Source organism: Pseudomonas sp. PDM17 (assembly GCF_014851985.1).
GTDB lineage: Bacteria > Pseudomonadota > Gammaproteobacteria > Pseudomonadales > Pseudomonadaceae > Pseudomonas.
Map to the genome: position 1 here is coordinate 61,054 of NZ_JACVAT010000005.1, position 22,567 is coordinate 83,620.

The 22,567-nt window shown below is 66.6% G+C and carries 19 protein-coding genes and 2 pseudogenes; 10 read left to right on the forward strand and 11 right to left on the reverse strand.

The features are described from left to right. Positions 1 to 148: 148 nt before the first annotated feature. Positions 149 to 1,034: pseudogene (locus IB256_RS18545) on the forward strand (EamA family transporter); the annotation flags it as partial. 88 nt (positions 1,035 to 1,122) lie between these two features. Here the strand turns inward: IB256_RS18545 and cueR are convergent. The 3 genes from cueR to IB256_RS18560 all read right to left on the reverse strand — a co-directional run bounded on the left by cueR (position 1,123) and on the right by IB256_RS18560 (position 4,567). After that, positions 1,123 to 1,524, reverse strand: coding sequence for a Cu(I)-responsive transcriptional regulator (gene cueR, locus IB256_RS18550; RefSeq protein ID WP_192290269.1), 402 nt, complete (start codon positions 1,522 to 1,524; stop codon positions 1,123 to 1,125). A 51-nt stretch (positions 1,525 to 1,575) separates the two neighbouring features. After that, a complete protein-coding gene (locus tag IB256_RS18555) occupies positions 1,576 to 3,981 on the reverse strand; it encodes a heavy metal translocating P-type ATPase (RefSeq protein WP_192403629.1) in 2,406 nt (801 codons plus the stop codon). A gap of 103 nt (positions 3,982 to 4,084) precedes the next feature. Then, on the reverse strand, positions 4,085 to 4,567 hold the full coding sequence (locus IB256_RS18560; RefSeq protein ID WP_192290265.1) for a hypothetical protein: 483 nt from the start codon (positions 4,565 to 4,567) through the stop codon (positions 4,085 to 4,087). Positions 4,568 to 4,720: 153 nt separating this feature from the next. Here IB256_RS18560 and IB256_RS18565 point away from each other — a divergent pair, with 153 nt between their 5' ends. Then, entirely contained in the window at positions 4,721 to 4,918 is a 198-nt protein-coding gene (locus IB256_RS18565; protein WP_081517296.1) for a heavy-metal-associated domain-containing protein, read from the forward strand. A 36-nt stretch (positions 4,919 to 4,954) separates the two neighbouring features. On the opposite strand, the gene IB256_RS18570 is transcribed toward IB256_RS18565, so the two are convergent. After that, positions 4,955 to 5,587, reverse strand: a complete 633-nt coding sequence (locus IB256_RS18570; RefSeq protein ID WP_081517297.1) for a TetR family transcriptional regulator — start codon at positions 5,585 to 5,587, stop codon at positions 4,955 to 4,957. 156 nt (positions 5,588 to 5,743) lie between these two features. Here IB256_RS18570 and IB256_RS18575 point away from each other — a divergent pair, with 156 nt between their 5' ends. The 3 genes from IB256_RS18575 (at position 5,744) to IB256_RS18585 (ending at position 11,486) form a co-directional block, all read left to right on the forward strand. Next, positions 5,744 to 6,928: an efflux RND transporter periplasmic adaptor subunit gene (locus IB256_RS18575; protein WP_192403630.1), complete on the forward strand. Its 1,185-nt coding sequence runs from the start codon at positions 5,744 to 5,746 to the stop codon at positions 6,926 to 6,928. A gap of 12 nt (positions 6,929 to 6,940) precedes the next feature. Beyond that, positions 6,941 to 10,099, forward strand: a complete 3,159-nt coding sequence (locus IB256_RS18580) for an efflux RND transporter permease subunit (RefSeq protein ID WP_192290261.1) — start codon at positions 6,941 to 6,943, stop codon at positions 10,097 to 10,099. A 211-nt stretch (positions 10,100 to 10,310) separates the two neighbouring features. Further along, positions 10,311 to 11,486, forward strand: coding sequence for a multidrug effflux MFS transporter (locus IB256_RS18585; RefSeq protein ID WP_081517300.1), 1,176 nt, complete (start codon positions 10,311 to 10,313; stop codon positions 11,484 to 11,486). On the opposite strand, the gene IB256_RS18590 is transcribed toward IB256_RS18585, so the two are convergent. Further along, positions 11,487 to 11,666 (reverse strand): hypothetical protein, encoded by a 180-nt coding sequence (locus IB256_RS18590; protein ID WP_045217315.1) that lies wholly within the window; start codon positions 11,664 to 11,666, stop codon positions 11,487 to 11,489. It abuts the gene before it with no gap. Between the two features lie 304 nt (positions 11,667 to 11,970). On the opposite strand from IB256_RS18590, the gene IB256_RS18595 reads away from it, so the two are divergent. Together IB256_RS18595 and IB256_RS18600 are read left to right on the forward strand one after the other, a co-directional pair. Next, positions 11,971 to 13,866, forward strand: a complete 1,896-nt coding sequence (locus IB256_RS18595; RefSeq protein ID WP_192290259.1) for a propionyl-CoA synthetase — start codon at positions 11,971 to 11,973, stop codon at positions 13,864 to 13,866. A gap of 151 nt (positions 13,867 to 14,017) precedes the next feature. Continuing rightward, positions 14,018 to 14,452, forward strand: a complete 435-nt coding sequence (locus IB256_RS18600; RefSeq protein ID WP_192290257.1) for a response regulator — start codon at positions 14,018 to 14,020, stop codon at positions 14,450 to 14,452. Positions 14,453 to 14,483: 31 nt separating this feature from the next. Here IB256_RS18600 and IB256_RS18605 read toward each other — a convergent pair whose 3' ends face one another. Continuing rightward, entirely contained in the window at positions 14,484 to 15,389 is a 906-nt protein-coding gene (locus IB256_RS18605) for a neutral zinc metallopeptidase (protein WP_192290255.1), read from the reverse strand. Positions 15,390 to 15,456: 67 nt separating this feature from the next. Continuing rightward, positions 15,457 to 16,317 carry a PhzF family phenazine biosynthesis protein gene (locus IB256_RS18610; RefSeq protein ID WP_192403631.1) on the reverse strand — a complete coding sequence of 287 codons (861 nt, stop codon included), beginning with the start codon at positions 16,315 to 16,317 and terminating at the stop codon, positions 15,457 to 15,459. Between the two features lie 172 nt (positions 16,318 to 16,489). Between IB256_RS18610 and alaC the strand changes: the two genes are divergently transcribed. After that, the gene (alaC, locus tag IB256_RS18615; RefSeq protein WP_081517305.1) at positions 16,490 to 17,707 is read left to right on the forward strand and encodes an alanine transaminase; all 1,218 of its coding nucleotides are present in this window, start codon (positions 16,490 to 16,492) and stop codon (positions 17,705 to 17,707) included. Positions 17,708 to 17,883: 176 nt separating this feature from the next. Here the strand turns inward: alaC and IB256_RS18620 are convergent. Next, positions 17,884 to 18,335, reverse strand: a pseudogene (locus IB256_RS18620) (DUF411 domain-containing protein). Positions 18,336 to 18,519: 184 nt separating this feature from the next. Between IB256_RS18620 and IB256_RS18625 the strand changes: the two are divergent. Both IB256_RS18625 and IB256_RS18630 read left to right on the forward strand, forming a co-directional pair. Next, the gene (locus IB256_RS18625; RefSeq protein ID WP_081517307.1) at positions 18,520 to 18,978 is read left to right on the forward strand and encodes a DUF4345 family protein; all 459 of its coding nucleotides are present in this window, start codon (positions 18,520 to 18,522) and stop codon (positions 18,976 to 18,978) included. Between the two features lie 100 nt (positions 18,979 to 19,078). Continuing rightward, positions 19,079 to 19,381: a DUF1883 domain-containing protein gene (locus IB256_RS18630; protein WP_017521653.1), complete on the forward strand. Its 303-nt coding sequence runs from the start codon at positions 19,079 to 19,081 to the stop codon at positions 19,379 to 19,381. Between the two features lie 3 nt (positions 19,382 to 19,384). Here IB256_RS18630 and IB256_RS18635 read toward each other — a convergent pair whose 3' ends face one another. The 3 genes from IB256_RS18635 to IB256_RS18645 form a co-directional block, all read right to left on the reverse strand. After that, positions 19,385 to 19,882: a DUF4136 domain-containing protein gene (locus tag IB256_RS18635; protein ID WP_192290251.1), complete on the reverse strand. Its 498-nt coding sequence runs from the start codon at positions 19,880 to 19,882 to the stop codon at positions 19,385 to 19,387. Between the two features lie 89 nt (positions 19,883 to 19,971). After that, a complete protein-coding gene (gene trmA / locus IB256_RS18640; protein ID WP_192403632.1) occupies positions 19,972 to 21,057 on the reverse strand; it encodes a tRNA (uridine(54)-C5)-methyltransferase TrmA in 1,086 nt (361 codons plus the stop codon). Between the two features lie 192 nt (positions 21,058 to 21,249). Continuing rightward, positions 21,250 to 22,545, reverse strand: coding sequence for an NCS2 family permease (locus IB256_RS18645; RefSeq protein WP_081517309.1), 1,296 nt, complete (start codon positions 22,543 to 22,545; stop codon positions 21,250 to 21,252). Positions 22,546 to 22,567 lie beyond the last annotated feature (22 nt).

Consider the following 22,567-nt stretch of genomic DNA (forward strand, 5'->3'; position numbering starts at 1 on the left):
ATCCTACGCACGGTTCCTTCTTGGGGCTGGGTACGGACTGTCTGGATTCCCGTCTGGTCCTGCGAAAGAACTGTAAGCCCACAACTGTATCCATACATTTCAGACGTGGGCTGTTAGTTTTGCCTCATCCCACCCCGAGCGCTCTGCCATGCCCCTCCGCCATGTTCTCCTCGCCCTGCTGGTCACCCTGATCTGGGGCGTCAACTTCGTCGTGATCAAGGTCGGCCTGCACGACTTCCCGCCGCTGCTGTTCTGCGCCTTGCGCTTCGCCCTGGCGGCGCTGCCGCTGATCTTCCTGCGCGGCCCGCTGCCGGCACCGTTCTGGCGTATCGTGCAGATCGGCGTGCTGCTGGGTGTGGTCAAGTTCGGCCTGCTGTTCGTCGGCATGCACATCGGCATGCCCGCCGGCCTGTCGTCGCTGGTGCTGCAGAGCCAGGTGTTCTTCACCGTGCTGATCGCCGCCGCCTTCCTCGGCGAGCGTCCCAGCCCTCGCGCACTGATCGGCCTGGTGCTGGCTGCCGGCGGTCTGCTGCTGATCGGCCTGGAGCGCCCCCTGGGCGACAGCCTGGTAGCCTTCCTGCTGGTGATTGCCGCCGCGCTGGCCTGGGCCTTCTCCAACATCGCCACCAAGCGATCCGGCGCCAGCGACATGCTGCGCCTGATCAGTTGGGTCAGCCTGATCCCGCCACTGCCGCTACTGGTCCTCTCGTGGATATTTGAAGGCCAGGAAGCCATCGAGCACGCCGTGCTGAACATCAACTGGACCGGCGCGGGAGCGCTGCTCTACATCGCTTTCCTCGCCACCACCGTCGGCTTCGGCCTGTGGAGCTTCCTGCTGCGCCGCTATCCGGCCAGCCAGGTCACGCCTTTCGCCCTGGCGGTACCGGTGTCGGGCCTGCTGTCGGGTTGGCTGTTCCTTGGCGAAGACCTCACCACCCAGGATTGGATGGCGTGCGTACTGGTCTTCGTCGGCCTGGCCGTGACGGTACTGCCGGCCTCGCTGTGGCGCCGCCGCGCGGTGGCCAGCGCGTAGGGCGGATAAAGCGGAGCGCTTTATCCGCCGTTATCCGGCATGGCGGATAACGCTTGCGGCGTTATGCACCTTACGGGATGGAATAGCCTTCAGTGACGGCAATTCCCCGACTCCAGGTCCTTGAGGATCGGGCAGTCCGGCCGGTGGTCGCCCTGGCAGTGGTCGCTCAGCTCCTGCAGGGTGTCGCGCAGGCTGCTGAGTTCGGCGATCTTGCGGTTGAGTTCGTCGATGTGCCGTGCGGCCAGGGCCTTCACGTCGGCGCTGGCGCGGGAGCGGTCCTGCCAGAGGGCGAGCAGTTGGCCGACCTCTTCCAGCGAGAAGCCGAAGTCCCGCGAGCGGCGGATGAACGCCAGGGTGTGCAGGTCCTGTTCCCTGTAGTGGCGGTAGCCGCTGGCGCTGCGGCCGGCGGGGGTGAGCAGGCCGGTGGATTCGTAGTAGCGGATCATCTTCGCGGTCAGGCCGCTCTTTTTCGCCGCTTCGCCGATGTTCATGCCGATGTCTCCTGAACGAACGCCCCCGCTTCTCGGGCGGGGGCGTGGGGCTTATTGGTGATCACGTGGTTTCCAGCGCTTGAGCAGCAGGGCGTTGCTCACCACGCTAACACTGGAGGCGGCCATCGCCGCGCCGGCGACCATGGGGTTGAGCAGGCCGAAGGCGGCCAGCGGGATGCCCACTAGGTTGTAGATGAAGGCCCAGAACAGGTTCTGGCGGATCTTCGCGTAGGTGCGCCGGGAGATGTCCAGGGCTGCCGGAACCAGGCGCGGGTCGCCGCGCATCAGGGTGATGCCGGCGGCGTGCATGGCGACGTCGGTGCCGCCACCCATGGCGATGCCCACATCTGCCGCGGCCAGTGCCGGGGCGTCGTTGATGCCGTCGCCGACCATCGCCACGACCTTCCCTTCCTGGCGCAGCGTGCCGACCACGGCAGCCTTGTCGCCGGGCAAAACCTCGGCGTGTACGTCGTCCAGGCCCAGGGCGTCGGCCACGACCTTGGCGCTGCCACGGTTGTCGCCGGTGATCAGGTGACTGGCGATGCCGCGCTCGCGCAGGGCGTCGATGGCGGTTTTCGCGCCTTCCTTGAGGCTGTCGCCGAAGGCGAACAGGGCGATCACCCGTGCCTGCGGCTCGCGTTCGATGAGCCAGGACAGGGTGCGGCCTTCTGCTTCCCAGCGCTGCGCCGACTCAGTGAGCGCGCCGGGTTGCAGCCGGGCTTCGTCGAGCATCCGGCGGTTGCCCAGGGCCAGCAGGCGACCGTCGATGCGGCCTTGAATACCCCGCCCGGTCAGGGCCTGGGTGGCCTCGGCGGCGGCTGGGTTCAGGCTGCGATCAGCGCAGGCGTCGAGTACGGCGCGGGCCAGCGGGTGTTCGCTGCCGCGCTGCAGGGCGCCGGCCAGGGCAAGGGCTTCGGCCTCGTCGCCGTTCGCCGCAAGGTTGGTGATGCGCGGCTGGCCGGAGGTCAGGGTGCCGGTCTTGTCGAAGGCCACGGCGGTCACGGCGTGGGCGACTTCCAGGGCTTCGGCGTCCTTGATCAGGATGCCGTATTTCGCCGCGACGCCGGTACCGGCCATGATCGCGGTCGGGGTGGCGAGGCCGAGGGCGCAGGGGCAGGCGATGACCAGCACGGCCACGGCGTTGATCAGTGCCTGTTCCCAGCCGGCGCCGGCGATCAGCCAGCCGACCAGGGTGAGCAGGGCGATGCCGATCACCACCGGGACGAACACGTTGCTGACCTTGTCCACCAGCTTCTGGATCGGCGCCTTGGCGGCCTGGGCGTCTTCCACCAGGCGGATGATTCTGGCCAGCACGGTCTCGCCGCCCAGCGCGGTGGTCTTCACGCGCAGCACGCCTTCGCCGTTGATCGCACCGCCGGTGACCGGATCGCCGACGTCCTTGGGCACCGGCAGGCTTTCGCCGGTGATCAGGGCTTCGTCGGCGTGGCTCTGCCCGGCGAGGACTTCGCCGTCCACCGGGAAGCGTTCGCCGGGGCGCACCAGCACTTCGTCACCCAGGCGCAGTTCGGCGATGGCGACGTCTTCCTCGACGCCGTCCCGCACGCGGGTGGCGCGCTCCGGGCGCAGGGCCTCGAGGGCACGGATAGCGGCGGCGGTCTGGCGCTTGGCGCGGCTTTCCAGGTACTTGCCGAGCAGGATCAGGGTGATGACCACGGCGCTGGCTTCGAAGTACAGGTGCGGCATCTGCCCCGGAGCGGCGGCATACCAGAGGTACAGGCTCAGACCGTAGCCGGCGCTGGTGCCGAGGGCGACCAGCAGGTCCATGTTGCCGCTGCGGGCGCGCACTGCCTTGTAGGCGGACACATAGAAGCGTGCGCCGATAAGGAATTGCACGGGCGTGGCGAGGAGAAATTGCACCCAGGCCGGCAGCATCCAGTGCTGGCCGAACCAGTCGCCCACCATCGGCAGCACCAGCGGCAGGGACAGCAGGATGGCGGCGGCCAGCCACCAGCGCTCGCGCGCCAGACGGGCCACGGCCGGATCCACGGCGGGCTGATCGGGTTCGATGGGGCGGGCCTTGTAGCCCGCCTTGTCGACGGCGGTGATCAGCGCGGCGGCGTCTACCGCGCCGAGCAGTTCGACGTGGGCGCGCTCGCTGGCCAGGTTGACGCTGGCCGTGCGTACGCCGGGGACCTTATTGAGGGCGCGTTCGACGCGGCCGACGCAGCTGGCGCAGGTCATGCCGTCGATGGCCAGTTCCAGGCTGTGGGCCGGTACCTGGTAGCCGGCCTGTTCGACAGCGGCGACCAGCGCCGGCAGGGTCTCACCGCTGGATGGCGCGGCGAGCTGCACACGGGCCTGCTCGCTGGCGAGGTTGACGCTGGCGTTCTGCACGCCGGGCACTTTGCGCAGGGCGCGCTCGACCCGGCCTGCGCAACTGGCGCAGGTCATCCCGGAGACGGGGAGGTCGAGTTCGATGGGGTTGGCGCTGTTCATGGGGCTTCTCCCTGAAGTTCCCCGATAGCATCAACCTTGACACAAGGGTAAGGTCAACCCTCGTTCGCTGCCAGCTTGTCGCAGGTCAAAGCCGAGGCCGGGATCAGCTGCCGCTGGAGACCGGCATGAGATACAGCCCGCTCTCGCTGTTGGCGATGCGGAACTTGCGTACTTCGCCTGCGTGCAACTGTACCGACTGTGCGCGCAGCGGCTGGATGCCGCTGCGGCAGAGGCCGGAGTTGGCGGTCTGCAGGCGCAGGGAGACCTCGCCCGGGGGCAGGTTGAGGGCGATTTCGCCTTCGGGCTGCAGGCGCGAGACCTTTTCGTCCTGCACATACAGGTCGATGTCGCAGGCAGTGCCGGTATCCAGCCGTTCGCGGCTGACGATCAGCACGGCATAGGCCACCGGCTGGGCGTCGGGCACCGGCCAGGAGCCGGGCGTGCTTGGCGGTGGCGTGGCCGGGGAGGTGGGTACGGGCGGCGCCGAGGGTTCCTCGGGCATGCCATCGGCCCAGGCGCTCGAAGGCGGTCCGGCGAAGGGCAGGACGGCGGCGAAACCGGCGGCGATAAAAAGGGAACGGCGCATGGCGTACTCCGACGAGTCAGCTGTTTCCGCAGCTTGGCTGAGAGCCTGACGTAGGACAAGTGCAAGACGAGTGCGACGCGAGAGGCTTGACCTTGCCACGGTGGCAAGGTCGAGACTGCATCTAATGCTTCAATCCATCAGAGGAGAGATTCCATGCACACCTTCAATGTCAAAGGCATGAGCTGCGGCCACTGCGTGCGGGCCATCACCCAGGCGGTACAGGCACTGGACGCCGCGGCGGACGTGCAGGTCGACCTGGGCGCCGGTGAAGTCCGCGTTGCCAGCCGGCTGGACGAACCCGCGATCCTCGCGGCGATCCGCGAGGAAGGCTACGAGGCCGAGGCGGCCTGAGGATTCACCCCTTCCGGGCCGGCGTTCTGCCGGCCCTCACGCCTGTGCCGGGTGCCAGTCGCGCACCAGGCCACGGAACACGGCGTCGAACAGTTCGCGGGTTTCCTGCAGCGGATCGAACAGGGCCGGGTCGCGCAGCCAGTCGCTGAGCAGGCCGAAGATCATCGCGTGCACCGCGCGCGAGGCAATCTTGGGTGTCACGCCGGGCATCAGGCGCGTGCGGCAATCCTCGCGGCTGAACAGTTGCTCGCACAGCTCGATGAACTGCCGGACGAACTGGTTGTGGCGTTCCTCGGCATCGCGCAGCTCATCGGTGAACTCGCAACGCTGCAGGAGGATGGTGAGGATGCGTCGGCGCTGCTCGTCGCGGGCGAGGTTCTCGACCACTTCCACGCTGAGCTGGAACAGCGATTCGATCGGGTCGTGACCGTCGCACCCGGACAGCCGCTGCGCCAACTGCTCAGGCGGCAGGCGGACCTGGTTGAGCATGTCGTTGAACAGGTGCGCCTTGTTCTGGAAGTGCCAGTACACCGCCCCGCGGGTGACGCCAGCGGCGCGCGCGATCTCTTCCAGGCTCGTATTTGAGACGCCTTTCGCAAAGAAAAGGCCTTCAGCCGAGTCGAGAATCGTCTGACGGGTTCGTTCCGAATCTTCTTTAGTTCTTCGCATGGCGCTTGGTGGTATACAGGCTAGGATCACTGGGTGACAGGCAGTTTACTGATTTTATTGCGCTAACAGTGCTTTACAGACACTGGCGTAGGTAAAAGTCACGCAGTCGTCGTCCTTTTGGGGTTCCGCCGTCAGTTATTTCCATGGAGAGGTTACATGCCGTTTGCCCGTCGTTTGCCCGTCGCGCTTGCTGTCGTTGGGTTGCCAGTCCTGTTCGCTGCCTGGGCCCAGGCCGAGGACAAACCAGCTACGGCAGCGCCTCCGCCCCCGGCAGTGATGGTCGAAGTGGCCAAGAGCGCCCCGGTGCCACTGACCTTCGAATACGCCGCGCGGACCGCCGGCTACCGCGAAGTGGAAGTGCGCGCCCAGGTCAGCGGCATCCTGCAGCGCCGCACCTACGAGGAAGGCCGGCCGGTGAAGGAAGGCCAGGTGCTGTTCCGCATCGACCCGCGCCCCTATCAGGCCGCGCTGGGCCAGGCCAAGGGGTCGCTGGCACAGACCCAGGCGCGCTACCGGCAGACCGAGCGTGACCTCAAGCGGATTCGCGAACTGCAGGCCAAGGGCTTTGCCAGCGAAAGCGAGCTGGACCGCTACACCTCCGATTTCGAACAGGCCAAGGCCGACGTCGAGGCCGCCCGCGCCAACGTCCAGGCCAAGCAGATCGACCTCAACTACACCACGGTCACCGCGCCGATTTCCGGCATGGCGAGCAAGGAAGTGCGCTCCGAAGGCAGCCTGGTGGTGGCCAGCGACCCGAATTCCAGCCTGCTGACCAAGCTCACCCAGCTCGACCCGGTGTACGTCAACTTCGCCTACCCCGACACCCAGGCGACGCAGATGAACGATGGCGTGAAGAGCGGCCGCTACCTCCTGCCCAAGGACGGCAAGCTGACCGCCGAGCTGCGCTTCGGCGACGGCAGCAAGTACCCCATCGAAGGCGTCGTCGACTTCACCGACAGTTTCGTCAATACCGGCACCGGCACGGTGAACGCCCGCGCCGTGGTGCCCAACCCGCACAACCTGCTGATCCCCGGCCAGTTCGTGCGCATCCTGATCACCGGCATCACCCAGAGCAACGCCGTGACCCTGCCCGAGCGTGCGCTGGCCCAGGGGCCGCGCGGCACCTTCGTCTACGTGGTGGACAAGGACGGTTTCGCCCGCGTGCGCCAGGTGACCACGACCAAGACCGTGGATGGCCGCTGGATCATCGATGCCGGTGTGGATGATGGTGATCGGGTGATAGTCGACGGGCTGCTCAAGGTCCGCCCCGACCAGCCGGTCAAGGCCGTGGAAGGTGGCGCGCAGGAATCTGCAGCCAATACCGCTTCGTCCCAGTCCTAAGGAGCGCCCATCGTGATTTCGCGCTTCTTCATCGAACGTCCGGTGTTCGCGATGGTGATTTCCATCGTGATCCTGCTCGCGGGCCTGGTGGCCATGCGCGCGCTGCCCATCGCCCAGTACCCGGAAATCGTGCCGCCGGAAGTGTCCGTGACGGCCTCCTACCCGGGCGCCAGCTCCCAGGTCATCGCCGAAACCGTGGCCGCTCCGCTGGAGCAGGAAATCAACGGCGTGGAGGGCATGATCTACCAGCTGTCCAACTCCGACGCCAGCGGCGCCATGAGCCTGACCGTGTACTTCGAGGTCGGCACCGACCCCGACCAGGCCACCATCGACGTCAACAACAAGGTGCAGGCGGCGCTTGCCAAGCTGCCCGAGGAAGTGCGCCGGCAGGGCGTGAAGGTGGAGAAGAAATCTTCCGACATCCTGCAGGTGGTGACGCTGTTCTCACCGGACAACTCCCGCGACCCGATCTTCATCAGCAACTACGCGCTGATCAACGTGATCGACGACCTCAAGCGGATTCCCGGTGTCGGCGACGTCAGCCAGTTCGGTTCCAAGGACTACTCCATGCGCATCTGGCTGCGGCCGGACAAGCTGGCGCAGTACAACCTTACGCCCACCGACGTGGTGAACGCGGTGCGCGAGCAGAACTCGCAGTTCGCCGCCGGCAGCTTCGGCCAGCAGCCGATGAAGGAGCCGCAGGACTTCACCTACATGGCCACCGCGCAGGGGCGCTTCACCGATCCGAAGGAGTTCGAGAACGTCATCCTGCGCAGTGATTCCACTGGCGCCAGCCTGCTGCTCAAGGACGTGGCGCGGGTCGAACTGGGCGCGCAGGACTACTCCCTGGTTACCTCGCTCAACGGCCAGCAGAACGCTGCCTTCGGTATCTACCTGCAACCGGGTGCCAACGCCCTGGACACCGCCGAGGCCGTGCGTACCCACATGGAAGCGCTGGCCAAGCGTTTCCCGCAGGGCATCGCCTTCAAGATTCCCTACGACACCACTACCTTCGTGAAGGTGTCCATCGAGGAGGTGATCCATACCTTCATCGAGGCGCTGATCCTGGTGATGGTGGTGGTGTTCATCTTCCTGCAGAACATCCGCGCCACGCTGATCCCGGTGCTGGCGATCCCGGTGTCGCTGGTCGGCACCTTCGCCGGCATGTACCTGATGGGCTTCTCCATCAACCTGTTGTCGCTGTTCGGCATGGTGCTGGCGATCGGCATCGTGGTGGACGACGCCATCGTGGTACTGGAGAACGTCGAGCGGGTAATGCGCACCGAGAAGCTCAGCCCGAAAGAGGCGGCGATCAAGGCCATGGAGGAAGTGACCGGGCCGATCATCGCCATCGTGCTGGTGCTTTGTGCGGTATTCATCCCGGTCGGTTTCCTCGGCGGTCTGGCTGGACAGATGTACAAGCAGTTCGCGATCACTATCGCTGTGTCGGTGGTGATCTCCGGCATCGTCGCGCTGACGCTCTCTCCTGCGCTCTGCGCGCTGATCCTCAAGCCCGAGCACAAGGAGCCGGCTGCGCCGTTCCGCTGGTTCAACAACGCCTTCGAACGCATCACCAATGGCTACGGCGCCGGGGTGCAGTTCTTCCTCAAGCGGGCGGCCCTCGGCCTGGTACTGTTCGGCGGCATGATCGCGCTGCTGGTCATCCTGTTCGGCCGGGTGCCTGGCTCGCTGGTGCCCGACGAAGACCAGGGCTACGTGCTCAACGCCTACTTCCTGCCGCCGGCGGCTTCGCTGAGCCGTACCGAGAAGCTCACCGGCGACGTGACCCAGGAGCTGATGAAGCATCCGGCCGTGGCCGACGTGGTGACCTTCGCCGGTTTCGACATCCTCACCTTCGGCACCCGCAGCAACGCCGGGGTCTCGTTCGTCACCCTCAAGGACTGGAAGGAGCGCAACACGCCTGAGCTGGACGCCCGCAACCTGACCCGCGAGTTCATGAAGATGGGGGCGGGCCAGGAAGACGGCGTGGTGATGTCCTTCAACCCGCCGCCGATCACCGGCATGAGTACCACCGGCGGCTTCGAGGCCTACATCCAGGACCGCAGCGGCGGCACCTCCGAGCAGCTCGAGGAGATCACCACCAAGTTCCTTGCAGCGGCCAGCAAGCGCCCTGAACTGGCGGGGCTGAACACTACCTTCAACGCCAACGTGCCGCAGTACTACGTCGACCTGGACCGCACCAAGGCGCGTTCACTGGGCGTGGCCATCGATGACGTGTTCACGGCCATGCAGTCCACCTTCGGCAGCTACTACGTCAACGACTTCACCCTCTACGGGCGGACCTGGCAGGTCTCCCTGGAATCGGAGCCGGAGTTCCGCCGCAAGCCGGACGACCTCAGCCAGGTCTTCGTCCGCTCGTCCACCGGCGATCTGGTGCCGCTGACCACGCTGGTCTCGGTCAAGCGCATCCTCGGCCCGGACTCCTACGCGCGCTTCAACGTGTTCCCGGCGGCCAAGCTGCTCGGCGGCCCGGCGCCCGGCTACAGCTCCGGCCAGGCGCTGGCGGCCATGCAGGAAGTGGCTGACCAGGTGCTGGGCGAGGACTACTCGCTGGCCTGGATCGGCTCGGCCTACCAGGAGCTGGCGACCCAGGGTTCGGGCAGCACCGCGTTCATCTTCGGCCTGATCCTGGTGTTCCTCATCCTCGCCGCCCAGTACGAACGCTGGACCCTGCCGCTGGCGGTGGTCACTGCGGTGCCCTTCGCGGTGTTCGGTGCGATCCTGGCGATCTGGCTGCGTGGGCTGGATAACGACGTGTACTTCCAGGTCGGCCTGGTAACCCTGATCGGCCTGGCGGCGAAAAACGCCATCCTGATCATCGAGTTCGCCGTGCTGTGCCGCGAGGAGCAGGGCATGGGCCCGGTCGAGGCGGCGCTGGAGGCGGCCAAGCTGCGCTTCCGCCCCATCGTGATGACCTCGCTGGCCTTCATCCTGGGTTGCGTGCCGCTGGCCATCAGCACCGGCGCCGGCTCCGCGAGCCGCCATTCCATCGGCACCGGGGTGATCGGCGGGATGCTCGCCGCGACCCTGCTGGCGACCTTCCTCATCCCGATGTTCTACATGCTGGTGGAGTCGGCTGCGGACAAGGTCGGCGGCCGCAAGGCCAAGGCAAAGGCCAAGCCCGAGCCAGAGGGCGCGCACGAAGCCTGATGCGAAAGCGGGCCCGGCCGGTGTGGCCGGACCCGCTTCTCCCATTGTTTCGGGAGTTGCCTGGGGAGTTGCTTAGGGAGCTTGCTAATTTTCCGGCGCTCGCCACAATGCAAGGCTTCGCCGCGCCTTCCCTGCGCGCCAATCCGTTAGCCACACCTGCCTGCCTGCGGCCTCTGCCGCCCTTCGGTGGACGCGTGTGACCAGGTGATCCATGAACCTCCGCATCCTGCTGATCCTCGGCGCCCTCAGCGCCTTCGGGCCCATGGCCATCGACTTCTACCTGCCCAGCTTCCCGGCGCTGGCGCAGGCCTTCGGTACCGACGTCGAGCACATCCAGCTGAGCCTGTCGGCCTACTTCGCCGGCCTCGCCATCGGCCAGCTGCTCTACGGCCCGCTGGCCGACCGCATCGGCCGGCGTATCCCCTTGCTGCTGGGGGTGAGCATCTTCACCCTGGCGTCGCTCGCCTGCGCCTTCGCGCCGAACCTGGAATGGCTGATCGGCGCGCGCTTCGTCCAGGCCCTGGGTGGCTGCGCGGGGATGGTGATCTCGCGGGCTGTGGTGCGTGACCTGTGCGACCCGATCGCCGCCGCCAAGGCCTTCTCGCAGCTGATGCTGGTGATGGGCCTGGCGCCGATCCTCGCGCCGCTGGGTGGCGGGTTGCTGCTGAGCCTGTCCGGCTGGCAGTCGATCTTCTATTGCCTGACGCTGTTCAGCGCCCTGGCCGGCGGCGCCATCGCCCTGTGGCTGCCCGAGACCATCCCGAGCGGGCCTCGACCGCCGTTGCGCGGAGCACTGAAGCAGTACCGCGCGCTGTTCCGCGACCGCTCCTTCATCACCTACGCACTCACCGGTGGGGTCGCCATCGCCGGGATGTTCTCCTACATCGCCGGCTCGCCCTTTGTCTTCATCGAGCTCTACGGCGTGCCGGCCGAGCATTACGGCTGGATCTTCGGCAGCAACGCGGCGGGCTTCATCCTGATGGCGCAGGTCAACGCGCGGCTGCTGCGTTATCGCGGGCCGGGGTTCTGGCTGCGCCGGGCGGTGTGGGTGTACTTCGGCTGCGGCGTGGCGCTGCTGGCGATCACCCTGGCCAAGCCCGAGCACCTGTGGCCGCTGCTGGTACCGTTGTTCGGCGCCATCGCCAGCCTGGGCTTCCTGCTGCCCAACTCCTCGGCCTGCGCCATGGCCAGCCAGGGCCGGCACGCAGGCAGCGCGTCGGCGCTGATGGGCAGCCTGCAGTTCACCGTCGCGGCCTGCGCTTCGGCGCTGGTCGGTGCTTTGCACGACGGCTCGGCACTGCCGATGGCGGTGGTCATCACCGTCTGCGGCCTGGTAGCTGCGGTGCTCGGCTGGCTGAGCGGGCAGATCAGCGAACGCGCGGCCTGATCAGCTGGCGGCGCGTTGCACCAGCTCGGGTAGCCGGTGCGGGGCCTTCAGGCGGGCTTCGAGGGTAGCGACGAAACTGCGCGCCTCGAGCTCGCTGCGGAAGCCCACGGCCTGCTGGTCGAGGCAGACTTCCCACGGCTGGTCTTTGCGCAAGCGGGACGGACGGACGAGGATGTTCACGGTGCTCACCCCTGTGCTGTCAGGTGAAAAGGGACTCTCAGTGTAGTCCTGTCACATGGCGGTAGTAGGTGCGACCTGTGGTCGCCGACATGCGGTGGCGGCGCTGCCGGAAAACTCTCCAGCTACCGTGCCAGAGCGCTCCGTCCGCCGTTGTGCCGCCTCGCTGAAAAATCCTGCAAAGCATTACTGCCAGACCCGCTTGCGGGGCGGGCGGAAGGACTACGACCAAAGGTTGATGGTGGGGTGGCGATCCCCGTCCATACTCGTTGTTCGACCTCGATAACAACAATAAGAGGCAGTGACGATGAGTTACCGGCAGTCCCATGACCGCTCCATCGCGGAGCCTTCCGCCTTCTGGGCCGAACAGGCCGGCCGCGTTGCCTGGTACCGCGCGCCGCAGGACACCCTGCAGGCCCTGCCCGACGGCAGCCACCGCTGGTTCGCCGATGGCCGCCTGAACACCTGCTACCTCGCCCTCGACCGGCAGATCGAACTCGGCCGCGGCAACCAGGCCGCGCTGATCTACGACTCCCCCGTGACCAATACCCAGCAGCGCTTCAGCTACCTGGAGCTGCGCGATGAAGTCGCGCGCCTGGCTGGCGCCCTGCGCGCGCTGGGGGTAGAGAAGGGCGACGGGGTGATCATCTACATGCCGATGGTGCCCCAGGCTGCCATGGCCATGCTCGCCTGTGCCCGGCTCGGCGCGGTGCACTCGGTGGTTTTCGGTGGTTTTGCGCCCCACGAACTGGCGCTGCGCATTGACGACGCCAGACCCAAGCTGGTGCTCACCGCCTCCTGCGGCCTGGAGTTCGAACGGGTGATCGAATACAAGCCGCTGGTGGACAAGGCCCTGGAACTGGCCAGCCACCAGCCGGCCCATGTGCTGGTGCTACAACGTCCGCAGGCGATGGCCGAGTTGCAAGCCGGTCGCGATCTCGACTGGCGCGAAACCCTGGCCCACGCGCAACCGGCCGACCCGGTGGAAGTCGCCAGTGGCGACCCGCTGTACATCATGTACACCTCCGGCACCACCGGGAAACCCAAGGGCATCGTGCGCGACAATGGCGGCCACGCGGTAGCGCTGAGCTATGCACTGCCGGCCATCTTCGGCCTGCAGCCGGGGGATGTCTGGTGGGGCGTTTCCGATGTCGGCTGGGTGGTCGGCCATTCGCTGATCGTCTACGGACCGCTGATGAATGGCTGCACCACGGTGTTCTACGAAGGCAAGCCGGTGCGCACGCCCGACGCCGGCAGCTACTGGCGGGTGATCGAGGAGCACAAGGTCAACAGCCTGTTCTGTGCGCCCACGGCAATCCGCGCGATCCGCAAGGAAGACCCCCAGGGCGATCTGCTCAAACGCTACGACCTGAGCTCGCTGCGCCACCTGTTCCTCGCTGGCGAGAAGCTCGACAGCAGCACTCAGCACTGGCTGGAGGAACTCACCGGCAAGCCGGTGCACGACCACTGGTGGCAGACCGAGACCGGCTGGCCGGTGACCGCGCCCTGCACCGGCCTGGGCGACCACGACCTGCGCGCCGGCTCCACCAACCGCGCAGTGCCCGGATACCACGTCCAGGTGGTGGACGACGAGGGCCGCTTGCTCGGGCCGAACGAGCAGGGCTCCATCGTCATCGCCCTGCCGTTGCCGCCCGGCTGCGCGCAGACGCTGTGGAACGATCACCCGCGCTACCTGCATGCGTACCTGAAGACCTACCCCGGCTACTACCACACCGGCGACGGCGGCTATGTGGACGAGGAGGGCTTCGTCTACATCATGGGCCGCACTGACGACGTGATTAACGTCTCCGGCCACCGTCTTTCCACCGGCGAGATGGAGGAGCTGCTGGCGCTGCACGAGGCCGTTGCCGAGTGCGCGGTGATCGCCGTGCAGGACGACCTCAAGGGGCATGTGCCGCTGGGGCTGGTGGTGCTCAAGGACGGCGCGCAGGCGACCGAGGCCAACCTGCAGCGCGAGCTGGTGGCGCTGGTGCGCGAGCGCATCGGCGCGCTGGCCTGCTTCCAGCGCGCGGTGGTGGTCAAGCGCCTGCCCAAGACCCGCTCGGGCAAGATCCTGCGCGCGGTGCTGCGCAAGGTCGCCGACGGCGAGAGCTATGCGCCGCCTTCCACCATCGACGACCCGGCGATCCTCGGCGAGATCGTCGAGCGCCTCGGTCAGGCCGGCCTGGCAAAGGCAGGCTGATATCCCACGACGCCGGTACTGCCGGCGTATTTCCAGGGCCGCACTCGTTGCGGCCCTTTTTTATCTGCAGGTTGACCGCGGGACGGCAGGAATAAAGGCCAGTTGCCATCTAGACTGATATCAACGAGCCTCTACTTGCGGTGTGGCGTTCATGGTCAATCCTGTGGTCCTCGACGAGGAGGAGCTCGAAGCGCTGCGCGAAGTTACCGCGCGGACGCCGCGCAAGCCGCTGGTGCTGGTGGTCGATGACGACCTCGAAGTACTGGCCGAGATGCGCGAGCTGATCGAGGGGGCGAACCTGCGCTGCCTGACTGCCGGCAGCGCCGCTGAAGCGCTGCGGCGCATCCGTCGCGACGAGTCGGACATCGACCTGCTGGTCACCGACCTGCGCATGGAGCATGAGGGCGCGGGGTTGGACCTGATCCGCGAACTGAACGAGGTCGGCACCTTCCTGCCGATCATCGTCCTGTCTGGCCAGGCTGACGCCCGCGACGTGATCGAGGCGATGCGGCTCAACGTGCTGGATTTCATGGTCAAGCCGCTGGACCCGCTGTACTTCCTCGACCTGCTCAGCCGTTATCTGTAGGACTGTGCAACGGGCGAGCCCGATAACGGCGTTATAGCGTCTGCGCCTTGAAGGTATCGCACTTGCCCGGCGCACCGCTCTCGAAGCCGATCTTGAACCAGCGCACGCGCTGCGCGGACGAGCCGTGGGTGAAGGAATCGGGCATCACCGTGCCGCGCGCCTGGCGCTGCAGGTGGTCGTCGCCGATGGCGTTGGCGGCGTTCAGAGCCTCTTCCACGTCGCCCGGCTCCAGCCAGTTCAGGCGCTGCTGGGCGTGATTGGCCCAGACACCGGCAAAGCAGTCAGCCTGCAGTTCCTGGCGTACCGAAAGCCCGTTGGCGCCTTCCATGCGCGCGCCGCGCTGGCGGGCGGCGTTGATCTTCGCGGAGATGCCCAGCAGGTTCTGCACGTGATGGCCGACCTCATGGGCGATCACGTAGGCCTGGGCGAAGTCGCCGGCAGCGGAGAACTTCTGTTCCATCTCGCGGAAGAAACCGAGGTCGAGGTACACGCGGTGGTCGCCCGGACAGTAGAACGGTCCGACCGCCGAGGAGGCGAAGCCGCACGCCGAGTTCACCCCGCCGTTGAACAGGATCAGCTTGGGCTGCTCGTACTGCTGGTTGCTGCGGGCGAAGATCTCACCCCAGGTGTCCTCGGTATCGCCGAGAATCGAGCGGACGAAATCCACCTGCGGATCGTTGCCGGTGGCCGGCTTGCCTTGCGTCGGCCGCGCCGGCGCCTGTTGCTGGGAGACGTCCATCTGGCCGAGCAGCGAGCCGAGGATGGTCATCGGGTCTTGCCCGGAGAGCAGGCCGATCACCACCACGATGGCCACGCCGCCCAGGCTCAGGCCGCGGCCGCCGATGCGCATGCCTCCGCCACCGCCCATGCCACCACCGCCGCTGTCATCGCGGGCATCCACTACGTTGTCGCTGCGTCGTCCTTTGCGCCATTGCATGGCGGCATCTCCATCGAACAGGTGGGTTCAGTGTTGTCGCGGGTGGGGCTGGCCGCCAGCCCGGTCGTCAGGCGAAACGCTGCAGCAGCTCGGCGCGGGCGAGCAGTTGCACGTCGCCGCCGACGCGGACCTCATCGTCCTGGCCGACCTGCACGTCAAGCCGACTGGGGCGGCCGACGAAGCGGCCCTGGGCCAGCTGGAACAGCTCGCCCCGGCGGGCCTTGCCCAGTTCCACCAGGTAGGCGGCAACGGGGCCGGCGGCGCTGCCGGTGGCGATGTCCTCGATGATCCCGGCGCCGTCCCAGGTACGCCCCTCGCGATTATCCACATCCAGCACGAAAACGAAGGCAGCGTTGAGTTTGGCCAGCTCGGCTGCCAGATCCGTGCGCTGGCGCACGCGGCCCAGGGCCTCGCTGCGTACCGGCAGCAGCAGGTAGGGCAGGCCGGTGCTGACCACGGCGGCGGGGTAGTCGGCGAGATCGCTGGGGCTCAGCGAGAAGGCCTCGGCGAACCAGCGGCGCGCGTCATCGTCGAGCACGCTGCCGAAGTCGGCGGCGCCCTGGTTCATCTCGGCGTGGAAGCCGGTGGCGCGGCGGCGCGTGGTGACCTTCACGGCCTTGGCCGGCAGCTCCAGCGTCCAGTGTTCTTCCTCGCCGCGCTGGTGCAGGTGGTGCAGCAGTGCTGCCGCGCCCAGCACCGGGTGACCGGCGAAGGGCAGCTCCTCGTCGACGGTGAAGATGCGCGCCGAGTAAGTGTCCAGTGAGGCGGACGGGAACAGGAAGATCGACTCGAACTGGCGCAGCTCCTGGGTCAGCGCCAGCAGGGTCTGGTCGGGGATGCCACGGGCATCGGGGAATACCGCCAGGCCATTGCCGGTGAGCGGTTGGTCGGCGAAGACGTCGAGCTGCCAGTACTGTTGCGCGGACATGGGCCTCCAGATGCCGCCCTTGAGCGGCGCAAAGAAAAACTCGACAGCCAGCCTAGCGAGCTATATGTTCGCCGACAAGAAAGCGTCGGTCACAGCACCGCGGTTTCCAGGCCACCGCAGTGGCCGGCGTCGCTCGGACGGTTCCGGGCGCCTACGTTCATCAGAGGACACCATGACTGAACCCCGTTCAGCTCGTCGCTTTGCGCGCATCGATCGCCTGCCCCCCTACGTTTTCAACATTACCGCTGAGCTGAAGATGGCCGCCCGCCGCCGTGGCGAGGACATCATCGACCTGTCCATGGGCAACCCGGACGGGGCCACGCCGCCGCACATCGTGGAGAAGCTCTGTCAGGTCGCCCAGCGCGAAGACACCCACGGCTACTCCACGTCCCGTGGTATCCCGCGCCTGCGCCGCGCCATCTCGCACTGGTACCGCGACCGCTACGAGGTCGAGATCGACCCGGAATCCGAGGCCATCGTCACCATCGGTTCCAAGGAAGGCCTGGCGCACCTGATGCTGGCCACCCTGGACCACGGCGACACCATCCTGGTGCCCAACCCCAGCTACCCGATCCACATCTATGGCGCGGTGATCGCCGGCGCCCAGGTGCGCTCGGTGCCGCTGGTGCCGGGGATCGACTTCTTCAACGAACTGGAGCGGGCGATCCGCGAATCGATCCCCAAGCCGAAGATGATGATCCTCGGCTTCCCCTCCAACCCTACCGCGCAGTGCGTGGAGCTGGACTTCTTCGAGCGCGTGGTCGATCTCGCCAAGCGCTATGACGTGCTGGTGGTGCACGACCTGGCCTACGCGGACATCACCTTCGATGGCTGGAAAGCTCCGTCGATCATGCAGGTGCCGGGCGCCAAGGACATCGCGGTGGAGTTCTTCACCCTGTCCAAGAGCTACAACATGGCCGGCTGGCGCATCGGCTTCATGGTCGGCAACCCGGAGCTGGTCTCGGCCCTGGCGCGGATCAAGAGCTACCACGACTACGGCACCTTCACCCCGCTGCAGGTGGCGGCCATCGCTGCGCTGGAAGGCGACCAGCAGTGCGTGCGCGACATCGCCGATCAGTACCAGAAGCGCCGCGACGTGCTGGTGAAGGGCCTCCACGAAGCTGGCTGGATGGTGGAGAACCCCAAGGCCTCCATGTACATCTGGGCGAAGATCCCGCCGGCCTATGCGCATCTGGGTTCGCTGGAGTTCGCCAAGAAGCTGCTCAAGGACGCCAAGGTCTCGGTGTCGCCGGGTATCGGCTTCGGCGACTACGGCGACGACCACGTGCGCTTCGCCCTGATCGAGAACCGCGACCGCCTGCGTCAGGCCGTGCGCGGGATCAAGGCGATGTTCCGCGCCGACGGCCTGTTGCCGGCCAAGGGCGAGTGACGGGATCCGGATAACGAGAAAGGCGGCCAGATGGCCGCCTTTTTCGTTGTGGAGTCCCTCACCCCATCCTGCTCGTGGAGCCATGTCGCGCGGGAACCTGGAGAGTGCCCCGCGCGTCGGAAGCCCCATCCCATCTCCACTAGCGTTCAGGGGGGAGGGAGTACCTGGGTGTCAGGTCAGTGAGCGGGATAGTCCGCCAGCACCTCGCGCTGGCCGGCCTTGTTCAGTCCGACCACCTGGTAGGCGTCATGCCGGTCGCCCATCTCCATGCCCGGCGAGCCCATCGGCATGCCCGGCACGGCGGCGCCGACCAGATCGGCCCGTTCGCGCAGCTTGAGCACGTCGGCCGCCGGTACGTGGCCCTCGACAAACTTGCCGTCGATCACGCCGGTGTGGCATGAGCCCATGCTGTAAGGCACGCCGAGTTTGGTCTTCACTGCACTCATGTCCGCCTCGACATGGTCGTTGACGGTGAAGCCGTTGCTTTCCAGGTGCTTGATCCAGTCCTTGCAGCAGCTGCAGTTGGCATCGCGGTGCACGTCGATGGTCAGCGGCTCGGCGGCCTGGGCGGCGCCGGCGACAAGGGCGGTGAGCAGAAGCAGGGTGCGCATGGTTGGAACCTCGAAATACGAACGCGACCGAGCATACTCCCGAGCGTCTTCGGCCCCCACCGGGTGTTTGTTTCCCCATATGACGCGCCGGCCCGAACTTGCCGCGCCGTGCGGGGTCTTTAGCTGATCGGTGGTGCGTCCGCGACTCCCGGTCGCAGGTCAGGACGCTCGGCAATGGCTGCAAGGCCAAGGAGAAATCGGATGCTCTTCGCCCGTCTCGTCCTGCTGGTCCAGGCTCTGGTCTGGGGTGGCCTGGGACTGCTCTACTGGATTCGCCCCTACGAGATGGCCAACCTCAGCGGCATGCTGCTGATGGAGCCGTCGTCGGTAAGCGACGCCCGCGTCTTCTATGGCGGCCACCAGTTCGCTCTCGCGCTGTTCCTCGTCTTTGCCCTGCGTCGTCGCCTGCTGGTGCGGCCGGCGCTGATCCTGGTGATCCTGGTGCAACTGACCCTGACACTGTCGCGCCTGCTGATCGCCTGGACCGAAGGCGGCATGGAGTGGGACGCGCAACTGGCCGGCGTGGTCTACCGCGGGGTGATCTCGGCACTGGCGATCTTCGCCCTCTACTGGCTGGAGCGGCAGTCGCGCCATCGCGCCGTGGTGGTGCGCGAACCGGAAGAGCCGGAGGAGCGCAAGGCGGACTTCGAAGGGCTGTGAGCTTCGGATAGGCGGCGCGGCCTGCCGGCGGCAGCGCTGCCGGGTACCCCCGCTCCGTGCTATCGTATTGATTTCGCGGTAGAAGCAAGGCGGAGCCAGCATGAAGTTCGTACATCAACGTGAGCACCTGAACGAAGGCGACCTGGTCGTCATCGAGTGCTCCATGACCTGCAACATCCGCCTGATGACCGATGCCGCCTTCCGCAGCTTCAAGAATGGCGGGCGCCACGTCTACCACGGTGGCGCGTTCGACCGGTTCCCGGCCAAGATCAAGGTGCCCAGCACCGGCAACTGGAACATCACCATCGACACCGTCACCCGCCGCGCCATCAGCGTCACGCGCAAGGCCGACTTCAAGTACAGCATCAAGTTCGTGCGCAAGTCGCCGTCGAACTACAGCTGATCCTCAGTTCCCCGCGTGCGCGGGGAAGTCCCTGAGCAGACGGGCGATGCCTTCGTCCACGGCCTGCTGGGTGATCTTCGGATCGTGCAGCTGGCGCGCCACCTGCGCCTGATAGAGCACCTGTCCGCTCGCCTCGTCGAGAATCTGCAGCGCCAGGCGCGCCTGTTCCTGGTCAGTGATCTGCGTCTGGGTCATCACCCCCGCACCGGTCACCACCGGACGCTGGACGATGCCGGTCTGGCTGTCCAGGCCGACGGCGTAGATCACCCGCAGCTCCCCTGAATTGTCCTGATAGCGGTAGCCCTTGGCTTCCAGCGCGCGGCGCACGGCGAGATCGAAGCGATCTTCCAGGTCCTCGCGGTGGCCCTGTGCGCGCACGGCCTGGATGAAGAAGGTGCTTTGCCTACCGTTGGCGGCAGGGGAGACGCTGATGCTGGCGGGGTCGGTGCCGGCGCAGGCGGCCAGCAGCAGGCAGAGCAGGGGAAGGATCAGGCGGGACATGGACGTGCCTCTTGTCATTGTCCCGCAAGCGTAGCCGCCTGGCGCTGGCCCGCCGCCCAACCCTTGGTTGGGCGGCGGGTGAGCAGGCTTCAGCGCCGGGTCAGCAGGACGCCGGCTTCCATGTGGTGCGTGTAGGGGAACTGGTCGAACAGTGCGCAGCGGCTCACCTGATGGGTGTCGTGCAACTGGGCGATGTTCTGCGCCAGGGTCTCCGGGTTGCAGGAGATGTACAGGATGTTGTCGAAGCGCCGGGTCAGCTCGCAGGTGTCCGGGTCCATGCCGGCGCGCGGCGGGTCGACGAACACGCTGCCGAACGCGTAGGACTTCAGGTCGACATCGGCCAGGCGGCGGAACGGGCGCACGTCATTCAGCGCCTGGGTCAGCTCCTCGGCAGAGAGACGCACCAGGGTGACGTTGTCCACGGCGTTGTCGGCGAGGTTCGCCAGCGCGGCGTTTACCGAGGTCTTGCTGATCTCGGTGGCCAGTACCTTGCGCACGCGGGTGGCCAGCGGCAGGGTGAAGTTGCCGTTGCCGCAGTAGAGCTCCAGCAGGTCGTCCTGGCGTTGGCCCAGGGCTTCGTACGCCCAGTTGAGCATCTTCTGGCAGACCTCGCCGTTGGGCTGGGTAAAGGCGCCCTCCGGCTGGCGGTAGCGGAAAGTACGGCCGGCGACGGTCAGTTCTTCGCTGACGTAGTCACGGCCGACGACCAGGCGCTTGCCACGGGAGCGGCCGACGATGCTCACGCCCAGTTCGGCGGCCAGTTTCTCGGCGGCGGCCTGCCAGGCGGCGTCCACCGGGCGGTGGTAGCACAGGGTGATCATGGCGTCGCCCGCCAGCGTGGTGAGGAACTCCACCTGGAACAGCTTGTGGCCGAGCGTCGGCTCGGCCCAGGCGGCCTTCAGGCGCGGCATCAGTTCGTTGATGCGCTGGCTGGCGATGGGGAATTCCTCGATGAGGATCGGCGTGTGCTTGTCGCCCTGCTCGAACATTGCATAGTGGCGGGCTTCGCCCTCGCGCCACAGGCGGAATTCGGCGCGCAGGCGGTAATGCTCGCGGGGCGAATCGAACACCTCCGGCTCTGGCGCGGCGAAGGGCGCCAGCAGCTCGCGCAGGCGCGCGGCCTTGTCGGCCAGTTGGCTGTCGTAGTGGGAGGGATCGAAACGCGGACTGCTCATAGGGAAAACTCTTCAAAGGGCCCGGAGTTGCCGGGCCGCTTTTCATCTAATGACAACTCGGAAGCATCGGGGCTCGCGAGCTAGGTCAGACAAGGCGCCAGGTCGATTCGGAAGCGGAGTTTACGACTGTAAATGAGCATTCCGGATTGACCTGGCAACGCAGTATGGCCGACGCGCAGCAGCCCCCTTCACTCAAGCGTTGAACCAGCCCAGCTTGATCACGAAAAGAATCGACAGGATGACCAGCGCCGGGTTCAGCTCGCGGAAGCGGCCGGACAGCAGCTTGCAGGCGGTCCAGGTGATGAAGCCGAAGGCGATGCCGTTGGCGATGGAGAAGGTCAGCGGCATGGCCAGTGCGGTCACTACCACCGGGGCGGCGACGGTCAGGTCGTCCCAGTCGATTTCGGCCAGGCCCGAAGCCATCAGCACGGCGACGAAGAACAGCGCCGGGGCGGTGGCGAAGGCCGGCACGTTGCCCGCCAGCGGGGCGAAGAACAGTGCCAGCAGGAACAGCACGGCGACCACGATGGCGGTCAGGCCGGTGCGGCCGCCAGCGGAAACGCCCGCCGCCGACTCGATGTAGCTGGTGGTGGTGGAGGTGCCCAGCAGCGAGCCGACCATGGCAGCGGAGCTGTCGGCGATCAGGGCGCGTCCCATCTTCGGCATGTGCCCGTCCTTGCCCATCAGGCCGGCGCGCTTGGCCACGCCGATCAGGGTGCCGGAGTTGTCGAACAGATCGACGAAGAGGAAGGCGAAGATCACGCTGAACAGGCCGATATCCAGCGCGCCCTTGATATCCAGCTGCAGGAAGGTCGGCGCCAGCGACGGCGGCATCGACACCACGCCACCGAACTGGGAGACGCCGATGGCGATGGAGATGAAGGTCACCACCAGGATGCCGATCATCACCGCGCCGGTCACGCGACGGGCTTCCAGGGCGACGATCAGGATGAAACCGAGGATCGCCAGCAGCGGTGCCGGCTTGGCCAGGTCACCCATGCCCACCAGGGTGGCCTGGTTGGCGACGACGATGCCCGACTCCTTCAGCGCGATCAGCGCAAGGAACAGGCCGATGCCGGCGGCGATGGCCGAGCGTAGTGCCAGGGGAATGCTGTTGATGATCCATTCGCGGATGCGGAAGATCGAAATGATGAAGAACATGCACGCGGAGAGGAACACCGCGCCGAGGGCCACCTGCCAGGTGTGGCCCATGTGCAGGACCACGGTGTAGGTGAAGAAGGCGTTCAGGCCCATGCCGGGAGCCAGGGCGATCGGGTAGTTGGCGATCAGGCCCATCACCGCCGAGCCGATGGCCGCGGCCAGGCAGGTCGCCACGAAGATCGCGCCCTTATCCATGCCCGTCTCGCCGAGAATGCTCGGGTTGACGAAAAGGATGTAGGCCATGGTCAGGAAGGTAGTGATACCCGCCAGGATCTCGGTGCGCACAGTGGTGTTGTGCGCCTTGAGTTGGAACAGCTTTTCCAGCATGTTTGGCTCCCCGTGACGCTCT